The sequence below is a fragment of the Clostridium culturomicium genome (assembly GCF_000821305.1).
Lineage (GTDB): Bacteria > Bacillota > Clostridia > Clostridiales > Clostridiaceae > Clostridium_J > Clostridium_J culturomicium.
Map to the genome: position 1 here is coordinate 64,191 of NZ_CCXK01000012.1, position 14,822 is coordinate 79,012.

Genomic DNA, 14,822 nt, shown 5'->3' on the forward strand with positions numbered 1-14,822 from the left:
CTAAAATATTAATTAAATATAATTAGGGAATATTAATATGGTGAAGTTAAATAATATTATAAAGTAAACTATTGAAATAAGATGGAAAAGATTTGAGTTATTTAACTTAGAGTACACAGATTAAAGTTACATACGTTTAATTAGGAGGATTAATATGGAATATACAGTTGGTAAAGTATATCATGGATTTAAATTAGAGAGGCAAGAGAAAGTAGAAGAGTTAAATTCCATAGCCAGGATATTTGAGCATGAAAAAACAGGAGCAAAGCTTTTACATTTAGAGAATGATGATTCTAATAAAGTTTTTTCGATTGGATTTAAAACACCGCCAAGTGATGATACTGGTGTAGCTCATATATTAGAGCATAGTGTTTTATGTGGGTCAAAGAAATTTCCTACAAAGGAGCCTTTTGTTGAGTTAATTAAAGGGTCTTTAAATACATTTTTAAATGCAATGACTTTTAGTGATAAAACAATATACCCATTAGCAAGTAAGAATGAGAAGGATTTCTTTAACTTAATGGATGTATATTTAGATGCAGTTTTTTATCCTAATATCTATTCTACAAAAGAGATATTAATGCAGGAAGGCTGGCATTATGAGTTAGAGAATATTGAAGATGAGTTAACCTATAAAGGTGTTGTTTATAATGAAATGAAGGGAGCCTTTTCTTCTCCAGATGGAGTTTTAATGAGAAATATTCAAGGTTCTTTATTTGAAAACAACACTTATGGATGTGAATCAGGAGGGGATCCAGAGTTTATTCCAGATTTGACACAGGAAGAATTTCTAGGCTTCCATACAAAGTATTATCATCCATCAAACAGCTTTATTTTCTTATATGGAGATGGAAATCTTGATAAGATGTTAGCATTTATAAATGATAACTATTTAGTTAATTTTGAGAGAAGGGAAGTTAATGCTGAGATTCTTCCAGAGAAGCCATTTAACAAAATGAAGGAAGTTGTTAAGGAATACTCTATTTCAGTAGAAGACTCTTCAGAAGAAAAAACATTTATGGCTATGAACTTTGTAGCAGGCAGTTCTATGGATGATGAGCTATACTTAGCATTAAGTACTTTAGAATATCTATTATTGGAAACTCAAGGAGCACCTTTAAAGCAAGCTCTTCTTGATGCTGAATTAGGTAAGGATGTATATGGATACTTTGATGGAAGCATTCTTCAGCCAGTATTCAGTATAGTTGTTAAGGGCAGTGAGAAAGAGAAAAAGGAAAAGTTTAGGGAAGTTATTTTTGGAACTTTACAAAACCTTGTAGACAACGGGATTGATAAAAAGCTTGTTGAGGCCTGCGTAAATATTACTGAATTTAAATTGAGAGAATCTGATTTCCAAGGAATGCCTAAAGGTCTTTATTATTATATGACTGCTATGGATAGTTGGCTTCATGGTGGAGATCCGTTAGTTCATTTAAGATATGAAGAGAATATAGAAAAAATGAAGCAAGGACTTACAACTAATTACTTTGAAAAATTAATAGAAAAGTATTTATTAAATAATACACATTCATCTTTATTACTTTTAGTTCCACAGAAGGGCTTAGCTGATGAAAAAGAAGCACAACTAAAGGCGAAACTACAGAAATATAAAGAAAGTTTATCTATGGAAGAATTACAGGAAATAGTTAATGAAACTAGGGAATTAATCAAAAGACAAACAACACCAGATTCTCATGAGGTATTAGAGACTATTCCAGTACTTTCATTAAGTGATATTGATGACAAGGTAGAGGAGCTAAAGGTTGAGGAAACAGAGGCAGAGGGTATAAAGGTTTTATATCATGATGTCTTCACCAGTAAAATTGCATATGTATCTTTTATGTTTAACAGTAATTGTGTTAAGGAAGAAGACATACCATATATAAGTTTCCTAGGAACACTTCTTGGGAAATTAGATACATCAACATATACTTATGGTGAACTATCTAATGAGGTATTAATAAATACCGGTGGAGTTTATTTCAAGAGTGAGGTTTATGGAGACAGCAAGGATGTTAACTTATTGAGTCCTTATTTGGAGGGTCACTGTAGCGTTTTAGTTGATAAGCTGCCAGTAGCATTTAACATTATTGCAGATATTATGAAAAATACAAAATTTGAAGATAAGAAGAGAATTAGAGAACTGCTAAGAATGTTGATTTCAAGAGTAGAAATGAGATTGTTAGAAAGAGGACATCAAGTTGCAAGCACAAGATTAGGTTCATATTTCTCACCATCCTATGATTATGTAGAAAAAACTACAGGATATGAATTCTATAGATTCTTAAAAAGCTTAGATGATAACTTTGATGAAAAAATAGATAGTACTGTAGGAAAATTAAAAGAGCTAATTAATACTATTTTTAATGTTAATAACTTAATGATTACTGTAACAGGTAAGGATGAGGAACTAAAAGCTGTTCAAAACAATGTTTCTACTATATTATCAGTTTTATCTACTAATGAAGTTGAAAGATATTCATATGAATTTAAAGAAGAAAATAAAAAAGAAGGTATGTTAACTCCAGCAAATGTTCAATATGTTGCTAAAGGTTATAACTTTAAGAAATTAGGCTATGAATACACAGGAAAACTTTTAGTTTTAAAGACTATTATAGGTATGGATTATCTATGGAATAAGGTAAGAGTTCAAGGTGGTGCTTATGGAGCCTTTGCCAATATCTTAAGAAATGGAAATATGGTATTTGCAAGCTACAGAGACCCAAATATTAAAGAAACCTTAAAGGCATATGACGAAACTCCAGAGTATGTAAGAAGCTTTGAAACTACGGAGAGAGAAATGACTAAGTATATAATTGGAACTATGAGTGAATTAGACTTACCATTAACTCCTTCAATGTCTGGAGAGGTAGCCATAAGCTTATTTTTAAGAAGAATATCACATGAAGACAGAGTTAAAGAAAGAAAAGAAGTTTTATCAACTAACATCAAGGATATTAATAATTTTGCAGGAATGATTGAAGATGTATTAAAACAGGATTTCGTTGTTGTTCTTGGAAATGATAATAAGATAAAAGAAAATAAAGATATATTTAAAAAGCTTGAGAATGTTTTTAATTAAGGGGGGGAGTTTTTTAATGAGAAGTTCTTAATGAGCTTCTCATTAAATTTTATTTATGAGATGTGAAATACTTGCTGTAGGAACAGAAATATTATTAGGTGATATAGTAAATACAAATGCTCAGTATATATCAAAACGACTTAGTGAAGAAGGCATATTTGTTTATCATCAATCTGTAATAGGGGATAACCCAGAAAGATTAAAACAAGCTTATGAGCTTGCTTTTTCAAGAGCAGATTTAGTTATAACAACTGGAGGCTTAGGGCCAACAAAGGATGACTTAACAAAGGAGATTGCCTTTGAGTACTTTGGAATGAGGTCTGTTTGTCACGAGGAATCTTTAAATCAAATAAAGGAATACTTTGAAAAAATTAATAAGCCATTAGGAAAGACTAATGAAAAACAGGCATATTTCCCAGAGGAAGCCATTGTTTTAAAAAATAATAATGGAACTGCTCCAGGTTGTATCCTTGAAGAAGCAGGTAAGGTTTTAGTTATGCTTCCGGGACCTCCAAGAGAGATGAAAGCAATGTTTGAGGAAAGTGTAATTCCATACTTAAGAAAATATTCTAAAGAGATTTTAGTTTCTAAAATACTTAGAGTTATTGGTGTTGGAGAAAGCGCTGCTGCTGAACTTATTGGTGATTTAATAGACAATGAAAATCCAACAGTGGCACCTTATGCAAAAGAAGGAGAAATGATTTTCAGAATTACAGCCAGAGCTGAAAGTGAAGAAGTTGCTAATAAGTTAATTGCTCCAGTAGAAGCTGAGATAAGAAGTATATTAGGTGACAACATTTATGGAGAAGGAGAAACTACTTTAGAGGATGTACTTGGAAGTATATTAGTTGGAAAAGGATTAACTATAGCTACTGCAGAATCATGTACAGGTGGTATGGTAGCTGCAAGATTAATTAACTATCCAGGAATATCAGCAAGCATTCTTGAGGGTGCTGTAACCTATAGTAATGAAGCTAAAATAAGAAGGCTTGGGGTTAAGGAAGAAACCTTAAATAGTTTCGGAGCTGTAAGCGAGGAAACAGCAATAGAAATGGCTAAGGGAATTGCAAGCACTTCAGGAGCTGATATAGGAATAGCTACAACTGGAATAGCAGGACCAGGAGGAGGAACAGAGGAAAAACCTGTGGGTCTTGTTTATATTGCAGTATATTATAATAATGAAGTTGAAGTAAGAAAATTAAACTTATCTGGAAATAGGCAAAGAGTAAGAGAAAGAGCAGCTACAGCTGTTATAGATATGGTTAGAAGAAAATTATTATAAAAAATAAGCATCCCGTAGGTTGGGGATGCTTATTTCTTTTTATCATTATTGACTTGAAGAACGTTATTTGTAATCTTTAAGTTATTTATTAGATTAGATACGTTTATATATCCATGGCCTTGTTTATATTTTTTATCTTTTATTAATACAGAATTTATTTTAAGTAAGGAATATATGTCATCAAAGGTATAATCATTATTACACTGTAATAAAAGAGCACAGACACCAGTGATAAAACCACAGGCGATGGAGGTTCCGCTTAAAACTGTGTAAGGTGTCGTAAGGGGATGAGGATATATTTTTTCACCATCACGTTCTGAAATGTAATTTTTATCCGTATTTAGTGAAAGCACATCATCACTTGCAGCAACAAAATCAGGTTTCTTTAAAATTTTTGTTGAACCGCAGCAAGAGTATTCACTTACAAGGTAAGTTGAATTAGTATTAATACCTCCGATAGTAAGAACTTTATCAGATAATGCGATACCTCTAATGGTGTCTTCTTTACTTTCATTGTTACCAGAGGGAACAATGATGAGTATGTTTTTATTTTTAAACATTGTAAACATCTTATCGTAAAGTGAAAGTATAGTTTTATTTAAGGTTGGAACCTCAAAGGGAGCACAAATAATTTTTATATTGAATTCTTCGATTAGATTATAAAGCTGTTCAAAAGCATAAAGGGTGGAGGAAACATATCCTTTACCAAACTTATTGAAGGCTTTAATCATGATCAGATCACTATCTGTAGCAATTCCTCTTTGTTTAATGTTTTTGCTTGTGTTATTTTCACCACATAAAAGTCCAGAAATAAAGGTTCCGTGGCCATTGTCATCATAAGGAAATGTAATGTTATTTATTACATCCACAAATTTTTTTACTTTGTTTGAAGGTGTAGATAGATCAATATGAGGATAAACACCGCTATCAATGATGCCTATACCAATTCCTTTTCCGGAAATCTTCTTTTCCTTTAGAAGAGTATAGTTTTTGTTTTCTAAGAAGATTCCATTAGCGTGAAGGATATTTTTACTGCATAAGTAAGCAGATTCATCTAAACATACATACTTTACATCAGGAAGCTCTAACATTCGTTTAAGTCCTCGTTTATTAATTACAACGCAGATACAATTGATAGATTTAATATCATATATAACTTCGCCCTTAAAAGAACGTACTTTTTTTTCGATAGAACCTGAAATGCTTCCATACTGTATAATAACTCTATAATTGTTATAGAGATTTTCTTCAACTATATTTTTAAGAAGAGGGTCCATTTTTTTGCTAAAAAACATAGAAGTACTCCTATACATACTTATTTCACTTATTAGTATATGTAAGTGGCAAACATTTGTTAAAGCTTTTAAAAAGATAAAAAATAAAGCTAAGGATTGTTAATTAATCCTTAACTTTAGATAATTTATATATAATAAAATATATTTTATATTTTAAGATTAAACTCGTCTATACACATATTAAAGAAGGCTTTAGCAGTAGGAGTCAATGTGCGTTTAGAACTTACTACTAAAAAAATGTTTCTTTTTAAATCAATATCCTGAATTCTGCTAAAGCGAATAGCATCATTTAAAATGGATTCATCAAACAAGCTTTTGCTAATAATTGAAATACCAAAGCCAAGGCTTACAAATTTAAGCTGACAATGAATGTTATCAACCTCACAAATTGTTTTTAATTTACTTAAGTCTATATTATGTCCTTGGAAATTATCCTCTAGAGTTTGTCTTGTGGCAGATTCTTTTTCACGGATAATAAATGGATATTTAACAACTTCATCTATAGTTAACACTTCAGGCAGGTTTAATTTTGAACTTGAAATAACAACAAGTTCATCTTCTATGATTTTGTAACTGTTTATTTTAGGATTATCTATATTTGTCCCAACCAATCCGATTTCGCAGTTTAAATCAATTATGTCATTTATTATCTTACAGGAACCTTGTTCCTTAATGTTAAATTTTACAGTTGGGTAAAGTTCGCTAAATTTTGAAACCAATGAAGGTAACAGTGAGTTACATGGCGTTGTGCTTGCTGATAAATTTAAAACACCAGAAATGTTATTGTTAAAGTTAGCTAAATCAGCAATAGCATTGTTTCTAGTATTAATTATATCATTTGCATATTGAAGGAAGGATTCCCCAACGGGAGTTAAGTTAACCTCTTTTGAAGTTCGGTCAAATAACTGTATATTAAGTTCACGTTCAAGACTTGAAATATGAGAGCTTATTGTTGGTTGAGAAAGGTAAATGGCATTTGCAGCTTTTGAAAAACTTTTAAGCTTGGACACTGTAATAAATGCTTCTAATTGTTTAAAGTCCATAGATTGCCTCCTCTAGTAATATATTAATTATCATTACTATTAACATATAAATTACTTATTGGGACACAAAAAATAGAAAAGATAGGGACTATCCTTTCCATTTAAAAATAATGATTCCTGTTATCATTACAGCAACACCAATGATTTGACGGATAACAGAGGTATGAACAACTTCAGCTCCGAACCAGCCAAAGTGATTTATAAGAGCAGCAGCTATGAGCTGTGCAACTAAGATGGTAGCGACCGCAACGGCAGGCCCTAAGTCAGACATGCTTTGAATAACTGTAAAGGTAATTACCGTTCCAAGTACACCAGCTAAAAGATATAGCTTGTTAGCATCTCTTAAGTTTTTAAAGTTTCCATCTCCTGCAAAAAATAATACGATTAAAGCTGTTAAAAGTGCAATGCCTTGAGTAAGTACGGTTGTTTCCCAAACTCCAATTTTTTTTGTAAGCTGAGTATTGAAAACTCCTTGAACACTCATAGCTACCCCTGAAATAATAGAAAATATTATACCCCACATAGAGCAAATCACCATCCTTTGAGATTAGTTTGCCCTATAGAGGGTATATTTATTTAAATTTAATAATCATTATTTTAATAATGGTTTATTTTTTTGCCCAACAATATTGTTTAGTTGATTTAAAACTCTTTTAAGCTATAGCTTTTTACTATAGTATCTTTTCTGTTGTTAAGCTGCTTCCAAATTTCAATTTTATCTATTTTAGTAAAATTGATTAATTCAGTTTTTTCTTTTGATGTATCTAAGGCAAATGAATTATTTGAATATGCTTTTCTAATTGCATTATTAGCATTTGAGATTGGCATATTGAAATATGCAAAGCTTGAAAAATCCTTTGCATTTATACCGTGAGTATCAAGCATATCAAATAAACTTCTAGAAATTTTATTTATATATCCTTTATCCTTAACTTTTAAATTTACAGTATTAGATGTATCGTTAATATATATATCATTATCTATTCCAACTCTAAATTTCTTGTAAGGAGATATGATTTTTTTTATTATTTCATCTAATTTATCAAATTCAGCATTATTGATAGAGCCTAGAGGGATATAAAGATTATTTATATTCTTATACACTCTATATTTTTTATTTAAAAACTTTTGAATAGTTTGAATTTCATAAGTAAATTCATTGTCTATGGTCGCAACTAAATAATATTTCATGGGAACCTCCTGATTAGAGTCTTAGTTAATCACACTCTAAAACTTAAATTTAATTCTTAAGTGAGTATCCAAATCTATGATTTGGGTTATACGAACTGATTTTTTTGAACGTATATATAAGAAATTTTATTATTAAATTATATCATAAATTTTATATTAATTGTGATGATACAATTAACAGTATTATAACATATTATATTAGGTTATAATAGTTTATATAAGCAAATATAACCAAGGATTTTGGGCAAGAATCTATAATAAACAATATATATGAAAATTTAGATGGATAATTTAAAAATTTTTATTAAAATACACGAACATTGTGTTATAATAAGCAGTATGAGACTTTATGAATACAAACATTGAAGATGAAGCAAGTTAATATATATACTAAACGGACAATATAAATAGTGAGGATGATACCTATATGGAAAGATTGGTTATAAATGGAGGAAATCCATTATTTGGAGACGTAAATATAAATGGAGCAAAAAATGCAGCAGTTGCAATTTTGCCAGCAACAATATTAGCATCAAAGGGAGTTTGTCATATAGACAATGTCCCTAATATAGAAGATATAAACTGTTTAGAGACAATTTTAAAATATTTAGGATGTAAAGTAGAAGCGGGAAACAACTGTATTTCTATTGACAGTTCAAATATAGTTACTACAAACGCTACAATTCCAGAAGTAAGAAAGATGAGAGCATCTTACTACCTTCAGGGAGCCCTTTTATCAAGATTTAAAAAGGCTAGAGTTGAGCTTCCAGGTGGATGCCCAATTGGTGATAGACCTATAGATCAGCACATAAAGGGGTTTGAAGCTCTTGGAGCAACTGTTACAATAGAGCATGGAGCAGTTAGCATAGAAGCAGAAAAATTAGTAGGAACTACTATATACTTTGACGTTGTAAGTGTTGGAGCAACAATAAACATAATGCTTGCAGCAACTCTTGCTGAAGGAGTTACAGTACTTGAGAACGTAGCAAAAGAGCCACACGTTGTTGATGTTGCGAACTTCTTAAATACCATGGGAGCAAAAATAAAAGGTGCAGGAACTGATGTAATAAAAATTACAGGTGTTGAGGAGCTTTGTGGATGCAATTATTCTGTAATACCAGACCAAATTGAGGCTGGTACTTTCATGGTTGCGACAGCAGCATGTGGAGGAGAAGTTAACGTAACAAACGTAATACCAAAGCACTTAGAATCTATTTCTGCTAAATTAATAGAGATGGGAGTAGAGATTGTAGAGCACGATGATTCTGTTACTGTTAAGAGTGACAAAAATCTAAAGGGTGTAAATATAAAAACTCTTCCATACCCAGGATTCCCAACAGATGTTCAACAGCCGATGAGCACATTACTTACTCTTGCAAAAGGCAGAAGTATAGTAAATGAAAGCATATACGAAAATAGATTTAAGCATGTTGATGAGCTTAAGAGAATGGGTGCCAACGTTAAAATAGAAGGTAAAATAGCTATAATAGATGGTGTTGAAAGACTTTCTGGAGCCCATGTTAAAGCTACTGATTTAAGAGCAGGAGCAGCGCTTGTTATTGCAGGACTTGCAGCAAAAGGAACTACAGAAGTTGAGGGTGTTGAACATATCGATAGAGGGTATTTAGACATTGAAAAGAAATTTAAGGCACTTGGTGCAGACATAAAAAGAGTGAACGATTAATAATTTATCTATAGAAAATAAGGAGAATACTATGAGATTTTGTCCATTGTTTAGTGGAAGTAGTGGAAATAGTATATTTGTAGGTGAAAATGATACAAATATATTAATAGATGTAGGTATGCCTGGAAAATCTATAGATAAAGAGTTATCAGCAATTGGTGTTGATCCTAAAACTATAGATGGAATATTTATAACGCACGAGCATTCAGATCATATAAAAGGCGTGGGAGTACTCTCAAGAAAGTATGATATACCTATATATGCACCAAGTCTTACATGGGAGGCCATGGAAGGGAAGGTTGGCGCAATAAAGGAAAAGAATATTAAGCTGGTGGATGACAAATATACTGAACTAAACAATTTAATCATAGAGAACTTTCCAATATCCCATGATGCTGCATGTCCTAGAGGATATAAGGTCTATGGGAAAAGTAAAAAGGCTTGTATAGCAACAGATCTTGGGTATTTCTCACCAGAAGTGAAGAGTGCCTTAGACGATAGCGATATAATATTGCTGGAAAGCAATCATGACATTGAAATGGTTAAGTTTGGACCGTATCCATATCCATTAAAAAAGAGAATACTCAGTACTGTAGGACACTTATCTAACGAAGCTTGTGGTAAGGCTATAGTAGATATATTTAAGGATGAATTTAAAACTATATATTTAGGTCACTTAAGTAAGACTAACAATTATCCAGAGCTTGCTTATGAGACAGTAGTAAGTGTGTTAAGAGCGAATAATATTGACATCAAGAAGGACTTAGAGTTAAGAATGTGTAATAGGGACAAACATAGTTTATTACTAGATATATAATATAATTTTAATCCTAATAGGGGGTAAGTATGAAAAGAAAAACCTTAGTTACAATTATATTAGCCATTCTAATTGGAGTATTAGTAATTGTAGGAATGCTATATTATAAAAATCTAGCTGTTAAAAAGGATCAAGCAAGTTCATTAGTTAAAGAAAAACTTGAGAGCACAAAGGGTGCTACTGCTGATGAAGGCAAGGAGTTTACGGATATTGTATTATACTTTGGCGGAGATGAAGTTAAGAGCGAAGTTATAAAAGAAGAGAGACTTATTGGATATGATGAGCTTTTAGGTGAAATCATAATACAAGAACTTATAAAAGGACCTGCAACAGTAAGTCAATGTAAGCCTGTGCTTCCAAAGGAAACCAGACTTATAAGTTTTTCAATAAAAGATGGTATTGCATATGTAAATCTTAGCAGTGATGCGGTATTTGAAATGACAGGTTCACAAGAAGAAATTCTATTAAAGGCTATAACTTCGTCATTATCACAGTTAGAGTCAGTTGATAAGATTATGATAACTATAGATAATCAAGGTGTTGATACTCTTGGTGGAAACTTTAATATATCTAAGCCTTTTAATTCTTCAGATATACAGGCATTAAAGATAAATAAACAAAAATAAGATTATATTGAAACGATAATAAATTTCTATTATAATTAGTTGAATAATATTATTTTAATATAATAAAATTTCAGACAAAAAGGAGAAATAAACATGAGTATATATACAGACTGGACAAATTATGTTGTTGAATATGTGAAATCACATGGAGAGCCAGCATTCTGGAAAGAGTATGCAAAGGTTGAGAAATCAATATACATTAAAGCTTTAGCTATACAAGGTGGAGTAATAAGTGGAACTTTTGAAAATCTAGCTAAAGAATTTGAAGTAGATGAAGTTTTCTTTATGGGATTCTTAGATGGAATAAATGAAAGTATAGATAAAGAGTTGGATCTTGAAGCAATTGAAGCTAACACAGAAATAAACTTCAAAATTGATTATGAGAAGCTATATTTCAATATGCTTGATTCAAAAGCTGATTACCTATACACATTACCACAATGGGATAGAATTTTCTCAGACGAAAAGAGAAAAGAAATCCAAAGAGCTTGGAGAGATTCAAAAACTGTTGTTAACGAAGTTAAAATAGGAAGAAACGATCCATGTCCATGTGGAAGTGGTAAAAAATACAAGAAATGCTGCGCAAAGTAGTTTATATTAAAACCTCAGTGATATAATTCACTGAGGTTTTTTTATGAAATTATCATAATTTGGTATTAAAATAATTGTCTATGATATAATTTTTATATAGGAATAGAAAGAAGAACTTCTTCATATTAAGTAAGGGGCGCAAATTCTATTAACTGAAGCAAAATTATGTGTTATGGAAGTTTATTTAAAGAAGGGAGTAGATGGAGAATGGATAATAACTTAAAATGGCTTAAGGAGAAAAGAATAAATAATACTATTGAAGCCTTAAAAAAGAATGGAATGAACGGGTATTTAGTTAAGGACAGAGAAGAGTTAATTAGTAAGATTGTTGAATTAACTAAAGAAGGAGATACAGTTACTTGTGGTGGTTCAATGTCTTTGTTTGAAACTGGAGTAATAGATCATTTAAGAAGTGGAAGATATAATTTTTTAGACAGATATGCAGAGGGATTATCACAAGATGAGATAAAGGAAATTTATAGAGGAGCATTTTCAGCAGATGTTTACTTTGCGGGAACAAATGCAGTAACTGAAAATGGGGAACTTTATAATGTTGATGGTACGGGCAACAGGGTAGCAGCAATGCTTTTTGGACCAGATAAGGTTATACTTGTTGTTGGAGAAAATAAGATAGTTAAAAATCTTGAAGAGGCAATTTTAAGAAATGAAAGAATTTGTGCACCAGTAAATTGCGAGAGATTAAATAGAGCAACACCTTGCGTGAAGGTTGGCCATTGCATGGATTGTTCAAGCCCTGAAAGAATTTGTAATGAGTATATAGTTATAAAGAAGCAAAGAGATAAAGATAGGATTCATGTTATTTTTATGAATGAAAGTTTAGGATATTAAAATATAAGAGTTAATCAATTCATAAAATATTGATTAACGGAAAATGATTATTAACAAATATGCACTATTAAAATTCTAAAAATGTGATACAATAATATCAAGAAATCGTTAAATAATAAACGATGTATTTTAATATGAAGGTATCTAAATTGATTATTTGAAGCTTATATAAAAATAATGAGTTGGGAATAATTAAAGATAAAGCAAGGAGGAGTGCATATGAAAGTAGTTGTAATAGGTTGTACACATGCTGGGACAGCTTTTATTGTTAATGCAAAAAAGAAATATCCAGATTGTGATATTGTAGTATATGAAAAGAATAATAATGTTTCATTTTTATCATGCGGAATAGCATTAAGTGTATCAAAGGTTGTTACTGAGCCAGAAAAATTATTTTATAATTCACCACAGAATTTGACTGGAATGGGAATAGATATGAGGATGAACCATGAGGTAATTGATGTAGATGTAGATAATAAAATGCTTAAAGCTAAGAATCTAAAAACGGGTGAAGTTTTTGAAGATAAGTATGATAAATTAGTTCTCACATTAGGATCTTGGCCGATAGTTCCAAAATTCGAAGGCGGGGAACTGGATAATATATTATTGTGCAAAAATTATGATCATGCAAAAATGGTTATTGAAAAATCAAAAGATGCTAAAAATATTGCAGTAATAGGGGCTGGATATATAGGCGTAGAGCTTGCAGAAGCCTTTGAGATGCAAGGTAAAAATACAATATTAATAGATGCTGAAGATAGGATAATGAACAAGTATCTAGATAAAGAGTTTACTGATGTAGCAGAAAATGAATTTATACAGAAAGGTGTAAAGCTTAAGCTTGGTCAAAAGGTTCAGAAGTTTGAGGGTTTAAATGGTAAGGTAACTAAAATAGTTACAGATAAAGAAACTATAGAGGCAGACTTAGTTATTCTTTGTATCGGCTTTGCGCCAAATACAGGGTTAGTTAGGGATAAAGTAAAAACCCTTAAAAATGGAGCTATAATAATAGATCAGTATATGAGAACAAGTGCTGAAGATATTTTTGCAGCAGGGGATTGCTGTATGGTTAAATACAACCCAGCATATGATGAAAGATATATACCATTAGCAACCAATGCTGTAAGGATGGGGACTTTGATTGCTGAAAACTTAGTAGAACCAAGATTGAGATACTTAGGAACGCAAGGAACCTCAGGAATAAAAATATATGATCAATGCATAGCTTCAACGGGTATGACGGAAGAAGTTGCTAAGTCAACCACAGCTATGAAAATCGGAACTGCCCTTATAAAAGAGAATCATAGACCTGAATTTATGCCAACTTATAGTGAAGCAATGCTAAAAATAGTATTTGATAAGGTAACGCATAGAGTAATTGGTGGTCAGATAGTATCTAAGCAGGATTTAACTCAATTTATGAATACACTATCAGTAATCATTCAAAATCATATGACATTGGAAGAGTTAGCGGTAACAGATTTCTTCTTCCAGCCACATTTTAATAAACCATGGAGTATTTTAAACTCTGTTGCACTAAAAGCTTTAGAAAAATAGAATAAGATAAAAAAATAAGGATATTGCCTAGGTAATATCCTTATTTTTTTAGGTATAGTGTAGGTATTTTTAGGATTACGAGGAGATTGAGGAGTAAGACTTTTAATTATGGCTGGTTAGAGATATACTAATTTTAGTAAAATTAAAAGCGTAGATTAAAGTGTGCAGGAGGAAACTTAGTGAATATAACATTAATTACCGTAGGAAAAATAAAAGAAAAATATTTAAAGGATGCTATAGATGAATATGCTAAAAGGCTTTCAAGATACTGTAAGCTTGATATAGTAGAATTACCAGATGAAAAAACACCGGATAATGCATCAGATAAAGAAGAACTATTAATAAAAGAAAAAGAGGGAAGAAATATATTATCAAAAATTAAGGACAATGCATATGTAGTTGCAATGGAGCTTAAAGGAAAACATATTACTTCAGAGGAATTTGCAGGCTTTATAGATAACTTAGGAGTTGAAGGAAACTCTAATTTAGTATTTATAATTGGCGGAAGTTTAGGATTATCGCAAGAAGTACTAAAAAGAGCTAATTATAAGTTGTGCTTTTCAAAAATGACTTTCCCACATCAGCTTTTCAGAGTTATGTTGCTTGAACAAGTTTATAGGGGCTTTAGAATAATTAAAGGAGAACCATATCACAAGTAACGGTGCTGGTTTTATAACTTAAAACTTATATTCTAATTAGAATATAAGTTTTTTATTTACAAGGACATTGATAGCACAAGTTTTTCTTAACATTTAAGTTTTAATAGCATAAAGGGATATGTAATAAATCAATTATAGTGGACTGT

13 protein-coding genes are annotated in these 14,822 nt (G+C 31.1%); 9 read left to right on the forward strand and 4 right to left on the reverse strand.

Annotated elements, in window-relative coordinates:
• Positions 1–154: 154 nt before the first annotated feature.
• Complete coding sequence (locus BN1075_RS00950; protein WP_040191147.1) at positions 155–3,082, forward strand: insulinase family protein; 2,928 nt, start codon at positions 155–157, stop codon at positions 3,080–3,082.
• 55 nt (positions 3,083–3,137) lie between these two features.
• On the forward strand, positions 3,138–4,364 hold the full coding sequence (locus tag BN1075_RS00955; protein WP_040191148.1) for a competence/damage-inducible protein A: 1,227 nt from the start codon (positions 3,138–3,140) through the stop codon (positions 4,362–4,364).
• Between the two features lie 29 nt (positions 4,365–4,393).
• Here BN1075_RS00955 and BN1075_RS00960 read toward each other — a convergent pair whose 3' ends face one another.
• From BN1075_RS00960 to BN1075_RS00975, 4 genes are all read right to left on the reverse strand, one after another.
• On the reverse strand, positions 4,394–5,659 hold the full coding sequence (locus BN1075_RS00960; protein WP_042386778.1) for a S8 family serine peptidase: 1,266 nt from the start codon (positions 5,657–5,659) through the stop codon (positions 4,394–4,396).
• A 146-nt stretch (positions 5,660–5,805) separates the two neighbouring features.
• Entirely contained in the window at positions 5,806–6,702 is an 897-nt protein-coding gene (locus tag BN1075_RS00965) for a selenium metabolism-associated LysR family transcriptional regulator (protein WP_040191149.1), read from the reverse strand.
• A gap of 88 nt (positions 6,703–6,790) precedes the next feature.
• Positions 6,791–7,225 carry a DMT family transporter gene (locus BN1075_RS00970; RefSeq protein WP_040191150.1) on the reverse strand — a complete coding sequence of 145 codons (435 nt, stop codon included), beginning with the start codon at positions 7,223–7,225 and terminating at the stop codon, positions 6,791–6,793.
• 119 nt (positions 7,226–7,344) lie between these two features.
• The gene (locus BN1075_RS00975; protein ID WP_040191151.1) at positions 7,345–7,893 is read right to left on the reverse strand and encodes a hypothetical protein; all 549 of its coding nucleotides are present in this window, start codon (positions 7,891–7,893) and stop codon (positions 7,345–7,347) included.
• Between the two features lie 427 nt (positions 7,894–8,320).
• On the opposite strand from BN1075_RS00975, the gene BN1075_RS00980 reads away from it, so the two are divergent.
• From BN1075_RS00980 to rlmH, 7 genes are all read left to right on the forward strand, one after another.
• A complete protein-coding gene (locus BN1075_RS00980; RefSeq protein WP_040191152.1) occupies positions 8,321–9,577 on the forward strand; it encodes a UDP-N-acetylglucosamine 1-carboxyvinyltransferase in 1,257 nt (418 codons plus the stop codon).
• A gap of 31 nt (positions 9,578–9,608) precedes the next feature.
• Entirely contained in the window at positions 9,609–10,394 is a 786-nt protein-coding gene (locus BN1075_RS00985; protein ID WP_040191153.1) for an MBL fold metallo-hydrolase, read from the forward strand.
• A gap of 29 nt (positions 10,395–10,423) precedes the next feature.
• Positions 10,424–11,020, forward strand: a complete 597-nt coding sequence (locus BN1075_RS00990) for a GerMN domain-containing protein (protein ID WP_040191154.1) — start codon at positions 10,424–10,426, stop codon at positions 11,018–11,020.
• Positions 11,021–11,113: 93 nt separating this feature from the next.
• Positions 11,114–11,611, forward strand: coding sequence for an SEC-C metal-binding domain-containing protein (locus BN1075_RS00995; protein ID WP_040191155.1), 498 nt, complete (start codon positions 11,114–11,116; stop codon positions 11,609–11,611).
• Between the two features lie 207 nt (positions 11,612–11,818).
• Entirely contained in the window at positions 11,819–12,460 is a 642-nt protein-coding gene (locus BN1075_RS01000) for a lactate utilization protein (RefSeq protein ID WP_040191156.1), read from the forward strand.
• 219 nt (positions 12,461–12,679) lie between these two features.
• Complete coding sequence (locus BN1075_RS01005; RefSeq protein WP_040191157.1) at positions 12,680–14,017, forward strand: FAD-dependent oxidoreductase; 1,338 nt, start codon at positions 12,680–12,682, stop codon at positions 14,015–14,017.
• Positions 14,018–14,196: 179 nt separating this feature from the next.
• Entirely contained in the window at positions 14,197–14,676 is a 480-nt protein-coding gene (gene rlmH / locus BN1075_RS01010; RefSeq protein ID WP_040191158.1) for a 23S rRNA (pseudouridine(1915)-N(3))-methyltransferase RlmH, read from the forward strand.
• The last annotated feature ends 146 nt before the right edge of the window (positions 14,677–14,822 follow it).